A 22,950-nucleotide genomic window follows, 5' to 3' on the forward strand; every position below is an offset into this window, starting at 1 on the left:
GGGCTGCGTGTGTCGAACGCCAGGAACAGGCGCAAGCCCGACACGTCGCCCAGCGTCGCCCCGGATCCGGCCGGGTCAACGCGCATGCGCAGGACCCGCTGCGTCTGCGCCAGGACGCAGCGGCTGCGGCCGGTTACTGGCGGGTGACACCCATGTTGCCGAGGAACTTGCGCGGGTTCTGCACGCGGCCGTTCTCCCACACCTCGAAATGCACATGGGCGCCGGTAGAGCGACCGGTGGAGCCGGCCTTGGCGATCTCGTCGCCGACGCGGACCAGATCGCCCACCTTCGCCACGTTGCGCGAATTGTGCGCATACCGGGTCACGTAGCCGTTGCCGTGATCGACCTCGACGACATTGCCGTAGCCACTGCGCACGCCCGAATAGCTGACCACGCCGTCGGCGACCGTCATCACGCGATCGCCGGTGCGGGCGCTGAAATCGATGCCCTTGTGGAACTGGCCGCCGCGACCGAAGGGGTCGGCGCGGTAGCCATAGGACGAGGTCACGTAGCTTTTGCCCACCGGCGAACGCGACGGCAGCGCGTTCTGCTCGATGCGCAGATCGAACAGCAGGGCCTCGAGCACCGAAAGCTGCTGGCCGGCGGAGGCGAAGTCATCATCGAGCGCATCCATGCCGCCAAGCAGCGTGCGCGCCGGCATGTCCCGCGCCGGTTCCGCACCACCCTGGCCAACCGGCTGGTCGAAATCGAACTCGCCGTCCTCGAGGCCTGCGCCGCGCGCAAGCCGGTCACCAAGGGCATTGAGACGAGTCGCCTGGGCCTGGAGTTCGCTCATCCGCGCAGCGAGTGCGTTGATCTCGCGCTGGGCTTCGCGGCGGGTGGCGTCGATCGCGCGTTCGTTGCTGGCGGCGACGCCATGCAGGCGCGCGACCTCGGCGGCGTTGAGCGCGGCGCCCCCGCACAGGCCGGCGACGGCGACGGCAGCAGCGACGGTCAGCGGCCGGCGCGCCGACACGGCGCGGGCCCGGGCGGCCACCTGCGCGACACGGCCGCGCATATCATTCAAAAACGAGTTCAGGGTCATACGTACCAATGTCTGATTTCAGGTCCAGATCCAAACCGCCCCGCATCGGCGCTTCCCGCGTGGGAGCCCCGACGGCCGCACTGGAAGCGGCACTGGGCGGTACGTCGGCCGATCCGATCCGCCGGGCCATGTGGCTCGACGCGTTGGATCGCCGTCTCGTTCCCCTGTTGCCACCGACGCTGGCGCCGCATGCGCGGTTGGCCAATGTGGATGGCAGCAGGTTGGTCTTCCTCGTCGATTCGCCCATCTGGCACGCCAGGCTGCGCCTGTCGGCTGGTGTGCTGCTCGACGCCGCCCGGTCCATCGGGCTGGATGTCAGCGACATCGTGGTCAGAACCTCGACCCGGCCGCTCCGACCCGAGGTCGATGCTGGCCGCGCACGTACCACCCCACCTTCGCCGGTGGCCCGCGCTGCGCTGAAGGCGGCGCTGGCTTCGCTGCAATCCGGCGAGGATGGCGACGAACGAAAATGAAGCGGCGGTCCCGTCCCCTGCTCACCAAAGTCGAGGCCAGGTGAAGGGGGGAGGGGCCATCCTACTGGCCGAAAGCGGGCAGGAGGTTAACTACAAGTTACGGAATCAGAAAGATAACGTTAACTTTTAGTTATGTATCGCCACAGACATGAACAGGTCGGGCGCGGTCACGGCCAAGTTCATCGCGTGTTGGCGAAGGTGATCACCGCCGCTCAGGCGGCAACCGGGGCGCCGTAGGCGAGCGGTGCATTGCCCGCCCGGTCGAACGTGACCTCTTCCCAGGCGTCGGTCTGCGCCAGCAGGGCGCGGACCAGCTTGTTGTTGAGCGCATGGCCCGACTTGTAACCAACGAACCGCCCGAGGATGGGGTGGCCGGCCAGATAGAGGTCACCGACCGCGTCGAGAATCTTGTGGCGCACGAACTCGTTGGCGTATCGGAGGCCGTCGTCGTTGAGCACGCGGAACTCGTCGAGCACGATCGCATTGTCCATCGACCCGCCGAGACCAAGATTGCGCTCGCGCATGTATTCCAGGTCGCGCATGAAGCCGAAGGTGCGCGCGCGGCTGACTTCGCGGATGTAGGCCTCGGTCGAGAACTCGACTTCGGCGCGCGACTGCGCCAGCGGGATCGCGGGATGGTCGAAGGCGATGGTGAAGTCGAGCTTGAAGCCGTCGAACGGCTCGAAGCGCGCGATCTTGTCGCCCTCGCGCACTTCCACCGGCTTGAGCACGCGGATGAAGCGCTTGGGCGCATCCTGCTCCACAACACCGGCCGACTGCAGCAGGAACACGAAGGGGCCGGACGAGCCGTCCATGATCGGAACTTCCGCCGCGGACAGCTCGACATACATATTGTCGACACCCAGGCCCGCGAGTGCGGACATCAGGTGTTCGACCGTCTGGACCTTGGCCGGGCCACAGCTCAGTCCGGTACACAGCGTGGTCTCGGTGACCAGATTGCCGTGTGCGGGAATGTCCACGGGCGGGTCGAGATCGACGCGTCGGAACACGATGCCGGTATCGGGCGCCGCGGGACGCAGGGTCAAAAACACTTTCTCGCCGCTGTGCAGGCCGACGCCTGTCGCGCGGATCACGTTCTTGATGGTGCGTTGGCGGGGCATGGGGGAGTCCGCAGGAGAGAAGATTCCGCGCATCCGTCATCGGACTGCCATCGGAACCGCGAGGCAGATTATCACGGCACCGGCTGAACCTGAACGGAAAGGCGGGCGATGCTGACTGCGCGGCCAAACGCCGGCAAATGCGCTGCGACGGCTGGAAAACGGCCCACCGGGACGAGCCCGATGGACCAAAAGGCGACGCGCGGACAACGCGCCGCCGGGCACTTCAGGGCAGGAGGACGCTCCGCCCTGCGGCGACGGCCATCCGCAGGCCGCCCGGTCGGGCGGACGCGCATGCCGTCGCGCGGCGAGGAATCAGCCCACCTAACGGTGCAGGACGGGGCGAAGCGCGGGCGAGGCACTGCCTCGCGCTTCGTCACGCGCCCGGTTACAGCAGGCCGGGAGGGGCCTGCCGCAAGCGATGACCCTCGCCAGGGACGGCATCAGTCGGCCTGGCGACGCAGGAACGCCGGAATGTCCAGGTAGCTGCTGTCGCTGCCGAAATCGGCGACCTTGGGGGCCTCGCTCGATTCCGCACGGGCGTTGCTGCGCAGCGGAGAGGTCGACTGGCCGCCGGCGTTGCCGCGCAGCGAGGCCGCGATGCTGTTGCCGGGGCTGTAGGGTGCGACCGCGTCGGAGCCGTCCTCGATCAGCATGCCGGTCGTGCCGTCGCGCACGCCGCGCTGGTTGTTGCTGATCAGCTGGACCTGCGGCTTGCCGCGGCCCGCGCCTTCTCCGCTGTAGCCTGCCGCACGCGCCGGGGCGCGATTGAGGCCGGTCGCGACCACGGTCACGCGGACCTCGTCCTGCATGTCCGGATCGAGCACGGTGCCGATGACGATGGTCGCGTCCTCGCTGGAGAAGTTCTCCACCGTGCGGCCCACTTCGTCGAACTCGGCCATCGTGAAGTCGGCGCCGGCGGTGATGTTGACCAGGATGCCGTTGGCGCCGGCCAGGTTGACGTCGTCGAGCAGCGGGTTCTGGATCGCGGCTTCGGCGGCGGCCTGGGCGCGGTCGTCGCCACGGGCGAGGCCCGTGCCCATCATCGCCAGGCCCATTTCGGACATCACGGTGCGGACGTCGGCGAAGTCGACGTTGATCAGGCCGGGACGCACGATCAGGTCGGCAATGCCCTGCACGGCGCCGAGCAGCACGTCGTTGGCGGCGCGGAAGGCCTGGATCATCGTGGCGTTGCGGCCGAGCACGGTGATCAGCTTCTCGTTGGGAATGGTGATCAGCGAGTCGCAATGCGCCGACAGTTCCTCGATCCCCTTGAGGGCGACCTGCATGCGCCGGCGGCCTTCGAAGGGGAACGGCTTGGTGACCACGGCGACGGTCAGGATGCCCATCTCCTTGGCCATCTGCGCGACCACGGGCGCAGCGCCGGTGCCGGTGCCGCCGCCCATGCCGGCGGTGATGAACACCATGTCGGCGCCCTGCAGCGCATCCATGATGATCTCGCGGTCCTCGAGCGCGGCCTGGCGGCCGACTTCCGGGTTCGCGCCTGCGCCCAGGCCCTTGGTGACGCTGCTGCCGAGCTGCAGCTGCAGCTTGGCGCCGCAGTTCTTGATCGCCTGCGCGTCGGTGTTGGCGGTGATGAACTCAACGCCATCGACGCTGTTGTTGACCATGTGCGCGACTGCATTGCCGCCGCCGCCGCCGACACCGATGACCTTGATCACCGCGTTTGGGGCCATCTTCTCGACCAATTCGAAATGTGCCATGTCCGTCGTCCTCTCGTTGGACCGGGTTCGGCGTGGTGACCACGTCCTTCCCGGCGTCTATTGATGTGCCTTGCTATGCCGTACCGCTGGTTTCGTCGCTGCCCTGCCCGCCGCGTCCCCACCCCCGTTTTCGTGTGCGCGAATCAGAATTCGCCGTTGAATCGCGCCCATATCTTTTTCAGCCACCCGCCGGCGCGGCCCCCGGAGACCACGGGCCGGCGCGGATGTTCGATCTGGCTGCCCATCAGCAGCAGGCCCACCCCAGTGGCGTGGACCGGATTGCCAACCACCTCGCCCAGGCCGGTGACGTGCTGGGGAATGCCCACCCGAACCGGCATCTGCAGCATTTCCTCGGCCAGTTCGACCACGCCTTCCATCTTCGAGGCGCCGCCGGTGAGCACCATGCCGGCGCGCACGTGCTGCTCGAAGCCCGACCGGCGCAGTTCGGCCTGCACCATCTCGAAGATTTCCTCGTAGCGCGCCTGCACGGCCTGCGCCAGCGACTGCCGCGGCAGGCGCCGCGGCGGGCGGTCGCCGACGCTCGGGACCTGGATCGATTCCTCGCTGGTCGCCAGCTGCGCGAGCGCGCAGGCGTAGCGCACCTTGATCTGCTCGGCCTCGGGCGTGGGGGTGCGCAGCATGTGCGCGATGTCCTCGGTGACCTTGTCGCCGGCGATCGGCAGCGAAGCCGTGTGGCAGATCGCCCCCTGCACGAACACCGCCAGATCGGTCGTGCCGGCGCCCATGTCGACCAGCACCACGCCGAGCTCGCGCTCGTCGGAGGTCAGCACCGCGGTGCTCGAGGCCAGCGAGGAGAGGATCAGATCGTCGATCGACAGCCCGCAACGCTGCACGCACTTGCTGATGTTGGCCGCGGCCGACTGCGCGCAGACGACCAGGTGCGCATGCACCTCGAGGCGCACGCCGGTCATGCCGACCGGGTTGCGGATGCCTTCCTGGGAATCGTCGAGCACGTACTCGCGCGGAATCGCGTGCAGGATCTTCTGGTCGGCCGGGATCGCGACCGCCTTGGCCGCATCGAGCACGCGGTCGAGATCGGCCCAGGTCACTTCGTTGTCGCGGATCGGCACGATGCCCGGCGAGTTGCGGCACTGCACGTGGTTGCCGGAGATCGAGGCGTAGACCGAGCGGATCTCGCACCCGGCCATCAGCTCGGCTTCCTCCACCGCGCGCTGGATCGACTGCACGGTCGATTCGATGTCCACCACGACGCCGCGCTTGAGGCCGCGCGATTCGTGGCTGCCGATGCCGATGACCTCGATCGGATTGCCGGGCGAGTACTCGCCGACCAGCGCCACCACTTTCGAGGTGCCGATATCGAGTCCGACGATGAGTGTCTTGTCGCCCTTGCGGTTCATGTGGAAAAGCCGGAAACGGAGGTGGAAGAACGGTGCGCGACCGGGTTGGCGGTCGCGTCAGCGGCCCGGGCTGCATCGGGCGCGGGTGGATCGCCCCAGATCAGCGCGAAACCGTTGGTGTAGCGGAGGTCGGCGCGGGTCAGCGGCTCGACCCGGGTGCCGGTCAGGCGCGGCAGCATCCGCGCGAAGCGGGCCAGGCGCAGGCGCGCTTCCTGGCTGCCGACGACGACATCGGTGCCGCTGGACAGGGTCAGCTGCCAGCTGCCGCGCGCGTCGAGCGCGACGCGCTCGACCCGGATACCGGCAGTGCCGAACAGCTCCCGCGATTCGTTGTAGAGCGCGACGATCTCGGGAATGCGATTCTCGGGGCCGTCGAAACGCGGCATGTCGGTGGGCACGTCGACGCCCTCGGCGGCGAACAGGCGGCCACGCGTCGACAACAGCCGCGCATCGCCCCAGCGCGCGAAGGGCACATGCTCGGCGATGCGTACATGCAGAACGTCCGGCCAGCGCTTGCGCACCTCGACCCCGGCCACCCATGGCAGGCGCGCGACATCGCGCTGCGCCTGAGCCAGATCGACCGCGAAGAAGCCGCGCTGCGCATGCGGCAACACGGCGGCGCGCACGCGCGCGGTATCGACCTGCTCGAGGCCGTCATTGATGCGCAGCACGCGCAGCGGCCAGCGCTCGGCGCCGATCCAGCCGTTGACCACGGCGACCACCGGCAGCGCCACCAGCGCAACCGCCAGCGCCCATGCCAGGACCCGCACCATCGTGCCCAGCGCCTGGTTCATCGCGCTTCCACCTCCACCGGAATCGTGGCTTCGAGCACGCGCCAGCACAGCGCCGCGTAATCCATTCCGATCTGCGCAGCAGCCTTGGGCACCAGCGAATGACTGGTCATGCCGGGCGCGGTATTGACCTCGATCAGCTGCAGGCCACGCTCGATGTCGCGCATGACGTCGACGCGGCCCCAGCCGCTGCAGCCCGCCGCACGGAAGGCGGCCAGTGCCAGCGCGCCGACCTCGGCTTCGTCCTCGGGGGACATGCCGGGGCACAGGTACTGCGTGTCGTCGGCGATGTACTTGGCGTGGTAGTCGTACCACTCGCCTGCGGGCACGATGCGGATGGACGGCAGCGCGATATCGCCGATGATGCCGACGGTCAGCTCGTCGCCACGCACCATCTGCTCCATCAGCAGTTCACCGGCATAGCCGGCGGCGAACTCGACGGCCGGTTGCAGTTCCGCTTCGCTAAGCACGCGGAACACACCGACGCTGGAGCCTTCGCACGACGGCTTCACGAAGACCGGATAGCCGAGCGACGCCGCGGCAGCGCGGAGGTCCGCGCCTGGCGCCAGGCGGGCGAAGCGCGGGGTCGGAAGACCTTCGCTCATCCACACCTGCTTGGTGCGGATCTTGTCCATGGTCAGCGCGGAACCGAGCACGCCCGAACCGGTACAGGGAATGCCGAAAGCCTCCAGCAGGCCCTGGACCACGCCGTTCTCGCCGTCGCCGCCGTGAAGGATGTTGAACACGCGGTCGAACTTGCCGGCGAGGATCGCCTGTGCGAGCGCCGGCACACCGTCGACCGCGTGCGCATCGACGCCGCGCGAGCGCAGCGCATCGAGCACCCCCTGCCCCGACTGCAGCGAGACCTCCCGCTCCGAGCCCGAGCCGCCGAGCAGCACCGCAACGCGGCCGAACACGCCCGGCTCGGTGAAACGGGGTGCGGACAGCGTGGCGCTCATCGGCCCGCCTCCGGGCGCGCTGCGCCGATGAAACCTGCCTGCGCGAGGCGCTGCACGGCGACGCCGATGTCGCCGGCGCCCATCATCAGCAGCAGGTCGCCATCTTCGAGGATGTCGGGCAGCACGCCGGCCAGATCCGCGGCGCCGGCAACGACGACCGGATCGATCCGGCCGCGCGCGCGGATCGCGCGTGCGAGCGCCTTCGCATCGGCGCCCGCAATCGGCGCCTCGCCCGCGGGATAGACCTCGGTCAACACCAGTGCATCGACATCCGACAACACGCCGGCGAAGTCGTCGAACAGGTCGCGGGTGCGGCTGTAGCGGTGCGGCTGGAATGCGACCACGAGGCGGCGATCGCTCCAGCCTCCGCGCGCCGCGGCGAACACCGCCGCCAGCTCCTTGGGATGATGGCCGTAGTCGTCGACCAGCTGTACGCGGGCGCCGGCAGGCGTGACCAGCTCGCCGAGCAGGTTGAAGCGGCGGCCGATGCCCTGGAACGCACCCAGCGCGGCGACGATCGCCTCGGGGGCGACGCCGAGCTGCCAGCCCACCGCGGCTGCGGCGAGTGCATTGAGCACATTGTGGCGGCCGGGCAGCGCAAGCCGCGCGCGGATGCGCGTGTTTTCGGGCAGGCACAGCGTGAAGGTCATCGCCGCGCCGTCCTGGGCGACGTCCTCGGCACGCACGTCGGCGGCATCCGACAGGCCGTAGGTCATCACATGGCGCGGCGTGGCCGTGGCCAGGCGCGCGACCTCGGGATCGTCGATGCACAGCACCGCGAGTCCATAGAACGGCAGTCGATGCAGGAATTCGTCGAACGCGGCCTGGACGCGGGCGAAATCACCGCCGTAGTTCTCCAGGTGGTCGGCATCGATATTGGTGACGATCGCGATCAGCGGATTGAGGCGCAGGAAGCTGCCGTCGCTCTCGTCCGCCTCGGCGACGAGCCAGTCGCCACTGCCCAGGCGCGCGTTCGCGCCGGCAGCCAGCAGCTGGCCGCCGACGACGAAGGTCGGATCGAGGCCGCCTTCGGCGAGCACGCTCGCGGTCAGTGACGTGGTCGTGGTCTTGCCGTGGGTACCGGCCACCGCGATGCTGCGGCGGAAGCGCATCAGTTCGGCCAGCATCTCCGCGCGCGGCACGATCGGGATGCGCTGCGCGCGCGCCTCCATCAGTTCCGGATTGTCGGGCCGGATCGCGCTGGACACGACCACGCAGTCGCTGCCCAGTACATTGGCCGCCGCATGGCCGCGATGCACGGTCGCGCCAAGGCTCGCGAGCCGGCGCGTGGTCGCGCTGTCGGCGGTGTCGGAGCCCGATACCTTGTAGCCCAGCGTGCACAGCACTTCGGCGATGCCGCTCATGCCGGTGCCGCCGATGCCGACGAAATGCACGCGCGAGAACACCTTGGCGAAGTCTTCCTTCGACAGGCCGCGGGTCTGGTGGAGACGACGGATCATGCCTGGCTCCTGCCGCCGAAACTCGGCTCGACGCGCTGGCGCAGGCGGCTGGTGCCGCGCACCGGCGCGCCCGGCTGCACGGGCAGCGGCGGCTGGGTGGTAGTGGGGACCGGGCTCGCGGGCGCCGGCGCCGCGGCATCGCCGCGCAACCGGGCGACCTGGCGCTGGGCGCGGTCGAGTTCGTAGGAGACGCGCAGCAGCAGGCCGAGCGCGAGACACGTCATCATCACGCTCGAACCGCCCGACGACACCAGCGGCAACGTGAGGCCCTTGGTCGGCAGCAGGCCGAGGTTGACGCCGATCGACACCAGGCTCTGCATGCCGATCATCATTGCGACGCCGAAGGCGCAGTAGCCGGCGAAATGGCGCCGCATCTCCACGCACTTCAGGCCGATCCACAGCGCTCGGCCGACGAGCGCGGTGAACAGGCCGACCACCAGGCACACGCCGACGAAACCGAGCTCCTCGGCGAGCACCGAGAAGATGAAGTCGGTATGCGCTTCGGGCAGGTAGGACAGCTTCTGCACCGATGCGCCCAGGCCCACGCCGGAGAATTCGCCGCGACCCACCGCCATCAGCGCATTGCTGAGCTGATAGCCGGCGCCGAGCTGGTCTTCCCAGGGATTCATGAAGGACGTGATGCGGCGCAGGCGGTAGGGCTCCATCACCGCGACGCCCACCACCGCCGGCAGCAGTGCGACGACCGGCAGCATCATCCGCTTGAGGTGACCGCCGCCGAGCACGAGCATGCCGGCGGTCACGCCGAGCAGCAGCATCGACGAGCCGAAGTCGGGCTGCAGCAGCAGCAGGGCCACCAGCACCACGGCGACGCCGATCGGCTTGAGCATCGCGCCCCAGGTCGCATTGACATCGTCGCGGAAGCGCACCAGGTAGCTCGCCAGCCAGACGATGTAGATGACCTTGACCGCCTCGACCACCTGGAAGTTGGAGATGCCGAGGTTGATCCAGCGATGCGCGCCGTTGACCGAACGTCCCAGCCCGGGCACGAATACCAGCAGCAGAAGCACGGCGCAGCCCAGCAGCAGGAACCGGTCGTACTTCTCGATCGTCTTGAGCTCGGTGCGCATCACCGCGGTCGCCAGACCCAGGCCGAGTGCGAGGAAGATGAAATGGCGACTGAGGAAGTAGTAGCGACCGACCTGCATGTCCTCGCCGATCGCGATCGAGCTCGACGCGACCATGATCACGCCGAGTGTGGCGATGGCGACGATGATGCCCACCAGCCAGGGATCGAAACGCCCGTGGATGTCGTCCAGGCGCGTGGCCTGACGCGCGGCGGCGCTGTCGTGGGCCATCTGCTCGAAGGTGCGGGCCATCAGCGCACCTTCAACGTGGCGAGGCCGACCAGCACCAGGATCACCGAGATGATCCAGAAGCGCACGATCACGCGCGGCTCGGGCCAGCCCTTGAGCTCGAAATGGTGATGGATCGGCGCCATGCGGAACACGCGCTTGCCGGTCAGCTTGAAGCTGGCCACCTGGATCATCACCGACAGCGTTTCGATGACGAAGATGCCGCCCATGATCACCAGCACCAGCTCCTGGCGCACGATCACCGCCATCGTGCCGAGCACGGCGCCGAGCGCGAGCGCGCCGATGTCGCCCATGAAGACCATGGCCGGGTAGGTGTTGAACCACAGGAAGCCGAGCCCTGCGCCGGCGATCGCGGCGCAGATGATCACCAGCTCGCCGGCCCCGGGCACCTGCGGGATCTGCAGGTAGGTCGAGAACACCGCGTTGCCCGATGCGTAGGCGAACACGCCCATGCCGCAGGCGACCAGGACCGTCGGCATGATCGCCAGCCCGTCGAGGCCGTCAGTGAGGTTGACCGCGTTGGAGAAGCCGACGATCCAGAAGTAGGCAATCGCGACGAAGCTGATGCCGGCCAGCGGCAGCGCGATCGACTTGAACAGCGGCACATAGAACGTGGTTGCGGCCGGGACGTCGGCGTAGAGATAGAGATACAGGCCCGCAGCCAGGCCGAAGATCGACTGCAGCAGGTACTTCCAGCGCGACTTGAGCCCGTTGGGATCACGTCGCACGATCTTGATCCAGTCGTCGTACCACCCGATCGCGCCGAAGGCGACCATCACCGCGAGGATCACCCATACGTACTTGTTGCGCAGATCGCCCCACAGCAGCACCGACAGCAGCACCGTCAGCAGGATCAGCGCCCCGCCCATCGTCGGCGTGCCGGCCTTGGAGAAATGCGACTGCGGTCCGTCCTTGCGGATCGGCTGGCCACCCTTGAACTGTGCCAGCCTGCGGATCACGGCCGGGCCCAGCCACAGCGACAGCATCAGCGAGGTCAGCGCCGCGAGGATGCCGCGGAACGTCAGGTACTCGAACAGCTTGAAGAAGTCTTCGAGGCCCTGCAGCCAGCGCGCGAGTTCAAGCAGCATGTCCGGTTCCTTCAATGTTGCGCAGCGCGGTGACCACCCGGTCCATCGCACTGCCTCGCGAGCCCTTGACGAGCACCCGCGCCCCGGCGTGCAGATCGGTCGCCAGCGCTTCGATCAGCGCCGCATGGGAGTCGAATCGCCGGGCACCCTCGCCGAAGGCGTCGGCCGCGGCCGCGCTCAGCGCGCCCAGCGCATAGAGTCGGGCGATACCCGCCGCCCTGGCGCGCACGCCGGCCTGGGCATGCATCGCCGGGCCGTCACCGCCCAGTTCACGCATGTCCCCGAGCACCAGCCAGCGCTCGCCGCCGGCCGCGGCGAGCGTATCGATCGCAGCGTTGAGCGAACCGGGGTTGGCGTTGTAGCTGTCGTCGATCAGCACCGCGCCACTGTCGAGCGTGTGGCGCACCAGCCGGCCCGCGACCGCCTCGGCGGTCCCGAGCGCCGCGACGATGGCGTCCAGCGGCACACCGGCTGCCAGCGCGATCGCGGTCGCCGCCAGCGCATTGCGCACGTTGTGGCGGCCCGGCAGCGGCAGCGCCACCTCGGCCTCGCCGGCAGGCGTGACCAGACGGAAGCGTGCGCCCGCGTCATCGAGGCGCACATCGCGCGCGAGCACGTCGGCGGTCGCTTCGATGCCGAAACGCAGCAGGCGACGACCATGCGCACGCTGGGCGAAGTACGGCGCGAACGCATCGTCGGCGTTGATGACCGCGGTGCCGTCGGCCGGCAACGCGTCGTAGATCGCGGCCTTGGTGTCGGCGATGCCGAGCAGGCTGCCCATGCGTTCCATGTGCGCGGGCGCGATGTTGTTGACCAGCGCGATGCGCGGCCGCGCGATCGCGGTCAGATAGGCGATGTCGCCCGGCTTGCCGGCGCCCATCTCGTAGACGGCGAACGCCGCGTCTTCAGGCGCATCGAGCACCGCCAGCGGCAGGCCGATCTCGTTGTTGAAGTTGCCGGGATTGAAGCAGGTGGCGGCGTGCCGGGACAGGATGGCGGCCACCAGTTGCTTGACGCTGGTCTTGCCGTTGCTGCCGGTGATCGCCACCACGGTGGCGCTGCGCTCGCGCTGCACGGCACCCGCCAGCGCGCCGAGCGCGACCTGCGGATCGGCGACGACGATCTGCGGCAGCGGCGTGTCGAGCTGCCGCGCCACCAGCGCGGCGCGTGCGCCGTGAGCCGCGGCTGCCGCGACATGGTCGTGGCCATCGAAGCTCTCGCCCCGCAGCGCGACAAACAGCAGCCCGCGGGGATCGGCCGGGTCGAGCTTGCGGCTGTCGGTGACGACGGCTTCGATCGAGACGTCGTCGCCGCCATGCAGGCGGCCGTTGACGAGTCGGGCAATGCGGGCGAGCGGCATCGGCATCACGGTCGCGCCTCCTGCCACGCATCGAGCGCTGCCTGGGCGACGATGCGATCGTCGAAGGGATGCTGCACGCTGCCGATCTCCTGATAGGGCTCATGGCCCTTGCCGGCGATCAGTACGATGTCGCCGGGCGCAGCCGTCGCGATCGCATGTTCGATCGCGCGACGGCGGTCGCGCTCGACGACCACCGCTTCGGGCTTCGCGAAGCCGGCCATGATGTCGGCGACGATCGCATCACCCTCCTCGCGGCGCGGATTGTCGTCGGTGACGATGACGCGATCGGCGTGGGCTTCGGCGATCGCCGCCATCTGCGGCCGCTTGCCGGCATCGCGCTCGCCGCCGCAGCCGAACACGCAGACCAGTTCGCCGCGCAGATGGCCGCGCAGCGACTGCAGGGCCTGCTGCAGCGGATCGGGCTTGTGGGAATAGTCGACGACGACCAGTGGCTGCGCCCCGCCGCCGAGGCGGTTCATGCGACCGGCGATGGGTTCGAGCGCCCCGAGCACGCGCACGATCTCTGCCGGCGCATGACCCAGCGCCAGCAGCACGCCGGCGACCGCCAGCAGATTGTCGACATTGAAGCGACCGAGCAGCGACGAGCGCACAGGCAGGAACTGCCCATCGATGCGCATCGAGAACGCGATGCCCGACGCGTCGAAGGTGACCTCGTGCGCGGAGAGATCCGCATCGGCGTTGCCGACAGCGCTGATGGTGATGGCGCGGACGTCGTCGGCGAGCTGCGCCGGCAGCGTCCGGCCGAATGCATCGTCGATGTTGATCACCGCGGCGTTCAGGCCTTCGCGTGCGAACAGCTTCGCCTTCGCGGCGCCGTAACCGGCCATGTCGCCGTGGTAGTCGAGATGGTCGCGGGTGAGGTTGGTGAACACAGCGACATCGAAATGCACGGCGTCCACGCGGCCCTGGTCGAGCGCGTGCGAGCTGACCTCCATCGCCACCGCCTGCGCGCCGGCATCGCGCATCTGCGCGAGCAGCGCATGGGTCTGCAGGACCAGCGGCGTGGTGAATCCATTGGCCTCGAGCGCGCCATGCAGGCCGGCGCCGAGCGTGCCGATCGTGCCCACGCGGGTGCCGCTCGCCTCGAACGCCTGCGCGAGCAGCTGCACCGTCGAGGTCTTGCCGCTGGTGCCGGTGACGCCGACCATCGCCATCGCACGCGAAGGCTGGCCATGGAAGGCATCGGCCATCGCGCCCATGCGCGCGCGCAGGCCGGGGACCGCGATCGCATCGCTTGGCAGCGACGGGATCTCGGCCGGCACCGGCGGTTCGAACAGGATCGCTCCAGCACCGGCGGCGCGGGCGACGTCGGTGAAGTGCAGGCCGTGCGTGCCGAAGCCGCCGATCGCGACGAAGGCATCGCCGGGGCGGATCGCGCGGCTGTCCTGCACCAGGCCAGTGATGAGCGTGTCTTCGGGAACCGCTGCGACATCCGGCAGCAGCTCGCGGAGCGCCATTGCGCGGATCATCGCTGGACTCCCGCGACGGCGACTGGCGCCGACGATGCAGCGACCGGTACCGGGACGGCTGGCGCGGCTGCAGGCGCCGGCTTCGCCGACCTGCCCTGCTCGCGCGCACGCTTGGCATCGTTGGCGGCCTGCGCGGCCAGCCAGGTGTCGATGTCGTCGGGCGGCACGTCCATCAGGCGCAGCGCGCCGTCCATGACCCGCTGGAACACCGGGGCCGACACATAGCCGCCGCCGTAGGTGGACCCGCCCTTGGAGGTGTCGGGATCGTCGATGACCACGGCCATCGCGAAGCGCGGATTCTCCACCGGCACCAGCCCGGCGAAGAAGGCGAGATACCGACGCGCGTAACTGCCACCGCTGGCCTTGCGCGCGGTACCGGACTTGCCGGCCACGTGGTAGCCGAGGATCGCCGCGCGCGTGCCCGTTCCGCCCGGTTCGGTGACGGTCTGCATCATCCGCACCACTTCGTCGGCCACGCCGGGCGACACCACCTGACGCGCTTCGCCGGCGCCGCCCTTGACGAAGGTCGGCGGCAGCGCACGGCCGTGGTTGCCGAGCGTGGCGTAGGCGTGCGCGATCTGCATCGGCGTCACCGACAGCCCGTAGCCGTAGGACATGCCCTGCTTGCTCGTGCCGCTCCAGCGCGATGGATCGGGGAACAGACCCGCCGCTTCGCCGGGAAAGCCGCTGCCGGTGCTGCGGCCGTAACCGAAACCGCGCACGAATTCGTAGAAATAGCGATCGTCGAGCTTGCGCACGATCATCGACGAGCCGACGTTCGAGCTCTTGGTGATGATGCCGGTGGTGTCGAGCACCCCGTAGTTGCGAAAGTCGCTGGTCTTGAAGCGGCCGTTCGGAATCCAGCCGGGGTTGGTGTTGAACGTGGTGCTCGGGGTGATGACGCCTTTCTCCAGCGCGGCCGCCACGGTGATCGGCTTCATCGTCGAGCCGGGCTCGAGCAGATCCGTCACCGCGCGGTTGCGGTGCGCGTCGCGGTTCTCGCCGGTGACGCGATTGTTGTTGTAGGTCGGCAGGTTGGCCATCGCCAGCACTTCGCCGGTCGCCACGTCGAGCACGACGATCGACCCGGCGCTGGCGCCGGTTTCCTCGAGCGCACGGCGCAGCTCGCGGTGGGCGAGGAACTGGATGCGTCGGTCGATGCTGAGCACCAGGTCCTTGCCCGGCTCGGCGGCGCGCACCAGGCTCACGTGCTCGACGATGCGGCCGTGGCGGTCGCGGATCACGTTCTGCGCGCCGGGCTTGCCGGCCAGCCATTCGTCGAACGCCAGCTCCACGCCTTCCTGGCCGCGGTCGTCGATGTTGGTGAAGCCGAGCACGTGCGAGACGGCTTCGCCCTGCGGGTAGAAGCGGCGGTATTCGCGCTGCGAGAACACGCCGGGAATACCCAGGTCGAGCACGCGCTTGGCCGCCACCGGACTGATCCGGCGATGGCGCGGGATGTACATGAATTCCTTGTCCGCGCGTTGCGAGACCGCGCGTGCGAGTTCCTCGAGCGGCAGGCCGGTGACCTTGGCCAGCTCCGGCAAGCGGTCGGGATGCTTGCTCAGCTCCTGCGGGTTGACCCACAGCGATTCGACCGGCGAGGAGATCGCCAGCGGCTCGCCGTTGCGGTCGGTGATCATGCCGCGCGAGGCCGGGATCGGCACTTCGCGGCGGAAGCGCGCGTCGGCCTTCTGCTGGTAGAACGCGTTGTCGATCAGCTGCAGGTCCACCGCCCGGCCGACCAGCGCGACCGCGCCCAGACCCAGCGCCCCGCCGACCAGCATCAGCCGCAGGCGCAGATCGAACTGCGCACGCTTGCGCGGCTTCTTGGCATGGCCGTCGCCCGCCTTGACGAACCTCGTGAGCCGGCCGAACTTCATGGCCGCACCACGACGATTTCCGCCGTTTCCGGGAACCGCATGCCCAGGCGCTCACGTGCCACCTGGTCGACGCGGTTGCTCATCGCCCAGGTGGCCTGTTCCAGCTGCAGCCGCCCGAAATCGATGTTGAGCTCGTCGCGCGCGCGCTCGAGCCGGGTCAGATCGATATAGAGCTGGCGATAGTCGTGGCGCGCGTGGACCACGCCGATCGCGGTGATCACGTTGGCGGCCAGCAGCACGGCGACGAGCAGATGGCGCAGCTTCATGCGGCGCCCTCCGCATCGAGCTTTTCGGCCACGCGCAGCACGGCGCTGCGGGCGCGCGGATTGGCGCGCAGCTCCGTCTCGTCGGCCTTGGTGGCATCGCTGACGATGCGCAGGCGCGGCACGAACGGCGCCGCTTCCGGCAGCCGACGGTTGCCGGCCGGCGCTTTTGCGTGGCCGGCGATGAAGCGCTTGACGATACGGTCTTCGAGCGAATGGAAGCTGATGACCGCCAGGCGACCACCGGGGCGCAGTGCATCCATCGCCGCGCTCAGGCCGGTTTCCAGATCCGCCAGCTCGCGGTTGATGTGGATGCGGATCGCCTGGAACGAACGCGTTGCCGGGTGGGTTTCCTTCTGCCCGGGCTTGGGCCTGCCGCGCGGCACGTTGGCGGCGATCACCGCGGCGAGATCGGCGGTGCGCAGGAACGGGGCCTCGACGCGGCGCGCGACGATCGCGCGGGCGATGCGGCGGCTCATGCGCTCCTCGCCATAGGTCCACAGCACGTCGGCGATGTCCGCCTCGGCCGCGCGCGCGATCCACTCCGCGGCGCTTTCGTCGGCCTCCGGGTCCATGCGCATGTCGAGCGGGCCGTCCTTGCCGAAACTGAAACCGCGCTCGGCGACGTTGAGCTGCGGCGAGGACACACCCAGGTCGAACAGCGCGCCGTCGAGCGGCGCTTCGGCGACCGCGCTCCAGGCCGCCAGGTCGGCGAAGCTGCCGCGACGGATCGACACGCGCGCATCGTTGCCGAAGCGAGCCTGTGCGACCGCGATGGCCTCGGGATCCTTGTCCATCACCAGCAGCCGGCCGGCCTCGCCCAGTTGCGCCAGCACGCCGGCGGCATGTCCGCCGCGACCGAAGGTGCCGTCGAGGTAGCGGCCGTCCGGGCGCACCTGCAGACCATCGAGGACCTGCGCGTACAAGACCGGGAGGTGGCCGGACGTGGCATCCGTACCACCCGCGGTCACAACGGCAATCCTTCGAGATCGTCTCCGGCCATGTCCTCGTCGGTGAGGGTCTGGCGGATCTGCGCCTGATGCGCCTGCTCGCTCCACAACTCGAACTTGTCGCCCATTCCCACCAGGACCGCGCGCCGGTCGATGCCGACCGTGTTGCGCTGGCTGGGCGGAATGCCGATGCGGCCGTTGCCATCGGGCTCGAGCACGGTGGCGGCGCCGACCAGTTTCAGCTGCAGGATGCGGTTGCGCGCCAGCGTGCGCGGCAGGGCGTTGACCTGGTCACGCAGCACTTCCCAGGCCTTGTACGGATAGAGGTACAGGCCGCCTGCGTCGAAAGGGTTGTAGGTCAGGACGAGCCGGTTGCCACACTCACGCGCGACAAAGTCCCGGTAGGCGGTTGGAATCGCCATCCGGCCCTTGTCATCGATAGTGATGGCGGTCTCGCCCTGCAACACGTCCGTCTCTGCCCGTTGGCGCCCGTCTGAAGCAGGCTTGTGTGATGGAAAACCACAAAAAACCCGGTTTCCCCACGAGTCGCCACCTTAGGACTGGGCATTTGGGTTGTCAACAGCTTCGTGTGGGCCTTTTCACCTGTCCGGTCAATGACTTGCAGCACTCTTCAGAGAATTGTTCAAGCTTTATCCACAAGCGATTGTTTCATCTCAAATTTTGAGAATCAGGCCGATTTCGCAATGAACGGAACCCTCACGCAGGCTTCACGAAATCCAATGCTGCGATGCGGTAAAGCCCGCTGCCGAAGGCGTTCGCGGGAGGGGATGTGCGCGAACGAGAGCGCGTAACGATCTCCGGTCCACTTCCGCGCCAGCTCTCTGGAGGCTCCACCCGGGTGACACCGACCGCCCGCTCGCTCGGGCGTCTCCAGACGTGAATGCATTTCCGCACTTCGCAGAGCCACCCGACCCGGGACCGGGATGCGCGGCGCCTGCCTTTGCAGCGCCGCAGCCGGACAGAAGACCGCTGACGGACCGGCCCTGTGTCCGGGTGGGCGACATGGATATCCACGAAGGCTCAGCCTGAGGATCCCGAGCCGGCCGTCCACCCGCGTCCAACTCAACCCGGATGGTCCGAGGCGCCTGGAGAGGAACTTCAGTCGCCCTGGAAGAGAGGTCCCCACCGCTCCGGGCTTCCCGGGAGCTCGACAAACCAGCGCGAGGGTGGACACGGCTGGTTCTCATGGCATGGATGACAAGACCCGCCACGCCTGTCGAGCAGCGGGGATTCCAGCGCCCCGCCTTGGAACGTTGGGCGGCGGTCCCCACCCTTGCGGTCAAAGGCAGGCCCGCGATCTGAAGAAGGTGGCGGAGCCGGCCGATAAGCCGGGTTCTGTCGTGGACAGTCATTCCTCTAGGCGCACCGTCACCGGTACGCTCGAGCAACCTACCCGGACCCGACGCGGGCAACGTCATGAGGTCCCTATTTGGTCTTGCTCCAGGTGGGGTTTGCCGTGCCGGCCTGTTACCAGGCTCGCGGTGCGCTCTTACCGCACCATTTCACCCTTGCCGTCCTGCCGAAGCAGTCTTGGGCGGTATCTTTCTGTTGCACTTTCCGTCGGCTCGCGCCGCCCAGGCGTTACCTGGCACCTTGCCCTGTGGAGCCCGGACTTTCCTCGGCATCGCCGGGTGCCGAAGCTCCCGTGATGACGCGACTGTCTGGCCGACTCCGCCGGCGCGGATTGTCGCATGCTCCAGCGCTCCACGCCGGTCTAGCCAGCCGACAGGGCCCGACCGGCCAGCGACATCAGCGGCACCAGCAGCCACGGCGGCATGCGCAGCCCGGCCAGGATGAACAAACCCGCCACGACCAGCACGACGTCGTGCCAGTCCTCGACCGCGCTGCGCCACAGCGGATCAGCCTGCCTGGCGAAGGCGATCGCCAAGCCCACCGGCTGCTCGCCGGCGCAGCTGGCACAGCGCGACGAGCTCGGCATACTCGGTTTCCCGCAGCCAGCGCCGCCGCACTGCGAGCTCGGCGTGGAAATACGCCAGATGCGCGACCGGGCCGCCGAAGGCCGTGAGGCCGAGCCGCAAGAAGACGCCGAAAATGCGTCGGGACAGCCGCCTCAGCCGTCGGTGGCCTCGGAGTCGGCGCCGCCGCCCATGCCATACAGCGCCTTGCGCGGCGCACCGGTGATGTCGGCGGCGAGCTTCGCCGCCAACGAGGGTTTCATCTCCCTGCTCAGCAGCGCATACACCCGCCGTCCTTCCGCCAGGCGCGCATCGGCGTCCTCGCCTGCCCCTTCGACCAGCACCACGAACTCGCCCCGGCGCTGGTCGGCATCGGCGGCGACCCGCGCCGCGAGCGTCTCGAGCGGACCGTCGAGTACGGTCTCGAACAGCTTGGTGAGCTCGCGGGCGACCACCGCCGGACGCTCGCCCCCGAACGCCTGCACCGCATCGGAGAGCATCTCCTCGATCCGGTGCGAGGACTCGTAGAACAGCAGGGTCCGCGGCTCGGCGGCCAGCGTCTGCAGGCGCTCGCGCCGCGCGCCGGTCTTGGCCGGCAGGAACCCTTCGAAGACGAAGCGATCACTGGGCAGGCCGGCGACACTGAGCGCGGCGATCAGCGCGCTCGGCCCCGGCACCGGCGACACCCGCAGCCCGGCCGCGCGCGCGGCGCGGACCAGACGGAAGCCCGGATCGCTGACCAGCGGCGTGCCGGCATCGCTGACCAGGGCCAGCGAGTCGCCAGCGCGCAGACGCTCGACCAGGCGCGCCGCGAGCCCGTCCTCGTTGTGCTCGTGCAGCGCCAGCAGCGGGCGATCGATGCCGAAATGACCCAGCAACTGACGGGTATGCCGAGTGTCCTCGGCACAGATCGCGTCGACGCTGCGCAGCACGTCCTGCGCCCGCGGCGACAGATCGCCGAGGTTGCCGATCGGCGTGGCCACCACGTGGAGGACGCCGGGGGCGCGGGAGGAATCGGTCATCGTCTGCACGCCGGGAACGCTAGAATGCGGCCATTATCCTGCAGCGGAACCGCGACATGGCAGCAACGGTCCAGCCTTCGAACGCCCGCACCCACGCCACGCGCCTCCGCGATGCCCGGCCCCGCGCCCTGCGCCTGCTCACCGGCGCTGCCCTGGCGGCCGTGCTTGCCGGTTGCGCCACCGTGCGGACCTCGGGCCCTGCGCCCGTCCCGATGGAGCCTTCGACGACAACGACCAGCGCGCCGACGCGCTGGCATTTCGACGATACGCGCGCGCCCGCCGATCGCGACGGCTACCGCCCTCCGCGCAAGCTCGCAGTGCTGCTGCCGATGAGCGGCCCGCTGGCCACTGCCGCCGCGCCGGTGCGCGACGGCCTGCTGGCCGGCTATTACGGCGAGCGCCGCGCCCGGCCCGAACTCGCCTTCTACGACACCTCGGGCACCGCTGCCGGCGCCACTGCCGCCTATGCACGGGCGATCGCCGAGGGCGCCGACCAGGTGCTCGGCCCGCTTGGGCGCGACGAGGTGGACGCGCTGTTCCGCGGTCCGATCTCGGTGCCGGTGGTTGCCCTCAACCGCGGCTCGGCCGAGGCTCCCGACAATGCCGCGGCATTTTCGCTTGCCCCCGAAGACGAGGGCGACGCCGCCGCGCAGTACTTGCTCAAGCGCAATGCCCGCAATGTGCTGGTGCTGAGCAATGGCGAGGACGCGGCCCGTCGCAGTGTCGATGCGCTGACCGCGCGGCTGGCCCAGAACGGCGGCAGCGTCGTGGCCACGCTCGCAATCATCGGCGACGCTCCGGTCGACCAGACTGCCGCGCTGCAGAACGCACTGGCCGGCGAAGTCGGCGTGGATGCGGTCTACCTGGCCATCCGCGGCAACCAGGCCCGCGTGCTCGCCCCGCAGATGTCGGTCGCCGGGCTGGCGACGCGCCCGCGCGTGGGCAGCTCGCTGCTGACGCATGGCACCGGCAAGGCCGAGGAGGACCAGATCCTCGACGGCATCGTGTTCCCGACCGAAAGCTGGTCCATCGGCAGCGGCGCACGTTCCTTGCCTCCGCAGGCCTCGGTCGCCAGCGACCTGCCGACCGCGCGCGGTCCCGCCGCCCGTCTGTTCGCATTCGGCTTCGATGCCTGGCTGCTGGCCGGCTATCTCGAGCACCTGGCGCTTGCGCCTGATGCCACGGTCGGTGGCGCGACCGGGATGCTGCGCATTGCCCCCGACGGCAACGTGATGCGCCAGCCCGCGTGGTCGAGCTGGCGCAACGGACATGTGGTGCCGCAGGCGGACGCCGGCGGTTGAACGAGCGGCGGCGCGATGGTGCCGCCGTCGAGCGGGCCGCGGCCGCGCATCTGCAGGCTGCCGGCCTGCGGCCACTCGCTGCGAATGTCGGATTCCGCGGCGGCGAGCTGGACATCGTGATGCTGGATACGCGCGCCGGTGCGCGGACGGTCGTGTTCGTCGAGGTCCGCCACCGCCGCACGGCCGCCTTCGGCGGGGGCGCGGCCTCGGTCGATGCCGGCAAGCGCCGCCGGCTGGTGCTGGCCGCCCAGCAGTTCCTGATGCGCCAGCCCGGGCTGCGCGAACTGCCGTGCCGTTTCGACGTGGTCGAAGCGAGCGGCGACGCGGCGTCGCCCACGCTGCGCTGGATCGAGGATGCGTTCCGCGCGGATGACTGAAGGCCGCGGCGGGTGCCATCGGCGCCGGGCACTCAGCCGGAAAAGTGATCCCAGCCAGCGCGCGGCGACGTCCAGGGCGCGCCGTCGGCGCCGACTGCTATGACTTCCGCCCCTGAGCCGATGCGGCCGATCCTGGTGACCTCCACCCCTGCCCCATCGCCCGCCTCGAGAACGGCCCCGCGGCGGTCGGGCGATGCGGTGAAGCACAGCTCGTAGTCGTCGCCGCCGGTGGCCTGCAGTGCGCGGCGCGTGTCGCGATCGGGCGCGGCAGCCCGAAGGGCGGCCGACACCGGCAACGCATCGAGGTCGATCGTGGCGCCCACGCCGCTGCCACGGCACAGATGGGCGAGGTCGGCCAGCAGGCCATCGGAGATGTCGATCGCGGCACTGGCGAGGCCGGCCAATTGCAGGCCGAGCGCAAGCCGCGGGCTCGGCCGGTCGAGGCGCGAACGCAGCGCGGGATCGCGCGGGGCGCCCGCCGACCATTGCGCCAGCGCGGCCGCCGCGTCGCCGGGCGTGCCACTGACCCACACGTCGTCGCCGATCCGCGCGCCATCGCGGCGCAGCGCCATGCCCGGCGCCACGAGCCCGAACGCGGTGACGCAGACCGAGAGCGGCCCGCGCGTGGTGTCGCCGCCGACCAGCGCGACATCATGCAGGCGCGCGAGCGCATCGAAGCCGTCGAGGAAGCCGTCGAGCCAAGCCGGATCGGACGCAGGCAATGACAACGACAGGGTGCACCAGGCGGGCGCGGCGCCCATCGCGGCCAGATCGGACAGGTTCACCGCGAGCGCCTTCCAGCCGATGTCCGCAGGCGCGGTGTCATCGGGGAAATGCACGCCGGCGTTGAGCGTGTCCATCGCGACGACGAGCTGCTGGCCGGCGGGCGGTTGCAGCAGCGCGGCGTCGTCGCCGATGCCGAGCACCACGTCACCGCGCGCGACGGTGCGGGCGCGGATACGCTCGATCAGATCGAATTCGCCGGCCATCGTCGGC

Annotated in this window: 21 protein-coding genes, 1 other RNA gene and 1 pseudogene; 3 read left to right on the forward strand and 20 right to left on the reverse strand. The window is 69.4% G+C overall.

The window, feature by feature from the left end:
• Nucleotides 1-133: 133 nt before the first annotated feature.
• On the reverse strand, nucleotides 134-1,018 hold the full coding sequence (locus EGK76_RS12180) for a M23 family metallopeptidase (protein ID WP_233580290.1): 885 nt from the start codon (nucleotides 1,016-1,018) through the stop codon (nucleotides 134-136).
• A 35-nt stretch (nucleotides 1,019-1,053) separates the two neighbouring features.
• Here EGK76_RS12180 and EGK76_RS12185 point away from each other — a divergent pair, with 35 nt between their 5' ends.
• Complete coding sequence (locus EGK76_RS12185) at nucleotides 1,054-1,518, forward strand: DUF721 domain-containing protein (protein ID WP_123832795.1); 465 nt, start codon at nucleotides 1,054-1,056, stop codon at nucleotides 1,516-1,518.
• A gap of 212 nt (nucleotides 1,519-1,730) precedes the next feature.
• Here EGK76_RS12185 and lpxC read toward each other — a convergent pair whose 3' ends face one another.
• From lpxC to rsmI, 18 genes and pseudogenes are all read right to left on the reverse strand, one after another.
• On the reverse strand, nucleotides 1,731-2,639 hold the full coding sequence (lpxC, locus tag EGK76_RS12190; protein ID WP_123832796.1) for a UDP-3-O-acyl-N-acetylglucosamine deacetylase: 909 nt from the start codon (nucleotides 2,637-2,639) through the stop codon (nucleotides 1,731-1,733).
• 440 nt (nucleotides 2,640-3,079) lie between these two features.
• Nucleotides 3,080-4,360, reverse strand: a complete 1,281-nt coding sequence (ftsZ, locus tag EGK76_RS12195) for a cell division protein FtsZ (RefSeq protein ID WP_096297252.1) — start codon at nucleotides 4,358-4,360, stop codon at nucleotides 3,080-3,082.
• Between the two features lie 143 nt (nucleotides 4,361-4,503).
• Complete coding sequence (ftsA, locus tag EGK76_RS12200) at nucleotides 4,504-5,739, reverse strand: cell division protein FtsA (RefSeq protein WP_096297251.1); 1,236 nt, start codon at nucleotides 5,737-5,739, stop codon at nucleotides 4,504-4,506.
• Nucleotides 5,736-6,533 (reverse strand): cell division protein FtsQ/DivIB, encoded by a 798-nt coding sequence (locus tag EGK76_RS12205; protein WP_233580291.1) that lies wholly within the window; start codon nucleotides 6,531-6,533, stop codon nucleotides 5,736-5,738. Before EGK76_RS12205 ends, ftsA begins: the two co-directional genes overlap by 4 nt.
• On the reverse strand, nucleotides 6,530-7,489 hold the full coding sequence (locus EGK76_RS12210; RefSeq protein ID WP_123832797.1) for a D-alanine--D-alanine ligase: 960 nt from the start codon (nucleotides 7,487-7,489) through the stop codon (nucleotides 6,530-6,532). The genes EGK76_RS12205 and EGK76_RS12210 overlap by 4 nt, the downstream gene beginning before the upstream one ends.
• Nucleotides 7,486-8,949 (reverse strand): UDP-N-acetylmuramate--L-alanine ligase, encoded by a 1,464-nt coding sequence (murC, locus tag EGK76_RS12215; RefSeq protein WP_123832798.1) that lies wholly within the window; start codon nucleotides 8,947-8,949, stop codon nucleotides 7,486-7,488. Before murC ends, EGK76_RS12210 begins: the two co-directional genes overlap by 4 nt.
• Nucleotides 8,946-10,286, reverse strand: coding sequence for a putative lipid II flippase FtsW (gene ftsW / locus EGK76_RS12220; protein WP_123832799.1), 1,341 nt, complete (start codon nucleotides 10,284-10,286; stop codon nucleotides 8,946-8,948). The genes murC and ftsW overlap by 4 nt, the downstream gene beginning before the upstream one ends.
• Complete coding sequence (gene mraY, locus EGK76_RS12225) at nucleotides 10,286-11,371, reverse strand: phospho-N-acetylmuramoyl-pentapeptide-transferase (protein ID WP_096297247.1); 1,086 nt, start codon at nucleotides 11,369-11,371, stop codon at nucleotides 10,286-10,288. The genes ftsW and mraY overlap by 1 nt, the downstream gene beginning before the upstream one ends.
• Complete coding sequence (gene murF / locus EGK76_RS12230) at nucleotides 11,361-12,740, reverse strand: UDP-N-acetylmuramoyl-tripeptide--D-alanyl-D-alanine ligase (protein ID WP_123832800.1); 1,380 nt, start codon at nucleotides 12,738-12,740, stop codon at nucleotides 11,361-11,363. The genes mraY and murF overlap by 11 nt, the downstream gene beginning before the upstream one ends.
• The gene (locus EGK76_RS12235) at nucleotides 12,737-14,209 is read right to left on the reverse strand and encodes a UDP-N-acetylmuramoyl-L-alanyl-D-glutamate--2,6-diaminopimelate ligase (protein WP_199730910.1); all 1,473 of its coding nucleotides are present in this window, start codon (nucleotides 14,207-14,209) and stop codon (nucleotides 12,737-12,739) included. The genes murF and EGK76_RS12235 overlap by 4 nt, the downstream gene beginning before the upstream one ends.
• Nucleotides 14,210-14,217: 8 nt before the next feature.
• Nucleotides 14,218-16,104 carry a penicillin-binding protein 2 gene (locus EGK76_RS12240; RefSeq protein ID WP_096297245.1) on the reverse strand — a complete coding sequence of 629 codons (1,887 nt, stop codon included), beginning with the start codon at nucleotides 16,102-16,104 and terminating at the stop codon, nucleotides 14,218-14,220.
• Nucleotides 16,101-16,364 carry a cell division protein FtsL gene (gene ftsL / locus EGK76_RS12245; RefSeq protein ID WP_096300325.1) on the reverse strand — a complete coding sequence of 88 codons (264 nt, stop codon included), beginning with the start codon at nucleotides 16,362-16,364 and terminating at the stop codon, nucleotides 16,101-16,103. Before ftsL ends, EGK76_RS12240 begins: the two co-directional genes overlap by 4 nt.
• A gap of 2 nt (nucleotides 16,365-16,366) precedes the next feature.
• Nucleotides 16,367-17,347, reverse strand: coding sequence for a 16S rRNA (cytosine(1402)-N(4))-methyltransferase RsmH (gene rsmH, locus EGK76_RS12250; RefSeq protein WP_123832877.1), 981 nt, complete (start codon nucleotides 17,345-17,347; stop codon nucleotides 16,367-16,369).
• Nucleotides 17,335-17,784: a division/cell wall cluster transcriptional repressor MraZ gene (locus tag EGK76_RS12255; protein WP_096297244.1), complete on the reverse strand. Its 450-nt coding sequence runs from the start codon at nucleotides 17,782-17,784 to the stop codon at nucleotides 17,335-17,337. Before EGK76_RS12255 ends, rsmH begins: the two co-directional genes overlap by 13 nt.
• Nucleotides 17,785-18,646: 862 nt before the next feature.
• An RNA gene (gene rnpB, locus EGK76_RS12260) (RNase P RNA component class A) lies at nucleotides 18,647-19,011 on the reverse strand.
• 41 nt (nucleotides 19,012-19,052) lie between these two features.
• Nucleotides 19,053-19,277, reverse strand: a complete 225-nt coding sequence (locus EGK76_RS12265; protein WP_123832802.1) for a hypothetical protein — start codon at nucleotides 19,275-19,277, stop codon at nucleotides 19,053-19,055.
• A pseudogene (locus tag EGK76_RS12270) lies at nucleotides 19,252-19,453 on the reverse strand (chromate transporter); the annotation flags it as partial. The pseudogene EGK76_RS12270 and the gene EGK76_RS12265, both read right to left, overlap by 26 nt.
• Entirely contained in the window at nucleotides 19,410-20,276 is an 867-nt protein-coding gene (gene rsmI, locus EGK76_RS12275; protein ID WP_123832803.1) for a 16S rRNA (cytidine(1402)-2'-O)-methyltransferase, read from the reverse strand. The pseudogene EGK76_RS12270 and the gene rsmI, both read right to left, overlap by 44 nt.
• A gap of 56 nt (nucleotides 20,277-20,332) precedes the next feature.
• On the opposite strand from rsmI, the gene EGK76_RS12280 reads away from it, so the two are divergent.
• Nucleotides 20,333-21,577: a penicillin-binding protein activator gene (locus EGK76_RS12280; protein ID WP_123832804.1), complete on the forward strand. Its 1,245-nt coding sequence runs from the start codon at nucleotides 20,333-20,335 to the stop codon at nucleotides 21,575-21,577.
• Entirely contained in the window at nucleotides 21,574-21,954 is a 381-nt protein-coding gene (locus tag EGK76_RS12285; RefSeq protein WP_123832805.1) for a YraN family protein, read from the forward strand. Before EGK76_RS12280 ends, EGK76_RS12285 begins: the two co-directional genes overlap by 4 nt.
• A gap of 32 nt (nucleotides 21,955-21,986) precedes the next feature.
• On the opposite strand, the gene thiL is transcribed toward EGK76_RS12285, so the two are convergent.
• The gene (thiL, locus tag EGK76_RS12290; protein WP_123832806.1) at nucleotides 21,987-22,943 is read right to left on the reverse strand and encodes a thiamine-phosphate kinase; all 957 of its coding nucleotides are present in this window, start codon (nucleotides 22,941-22,943) and stop codon (nucleotides 21,987-21,989) included.
• Nucleotides 22,944-22,950 lie beyond the last annotated feature (7 nt).

Source organism: Luteimonas sp. 100069, assembly GCF_003813845.1.
GTDB classification, from domain to species: domain Bacteria; phylum Pseudomonadota; class Gammaproteobacteria; order Xanthomonadales; family Xanthomonadaceae; genus Luteimonas; species Luteimonas chenhongjianii.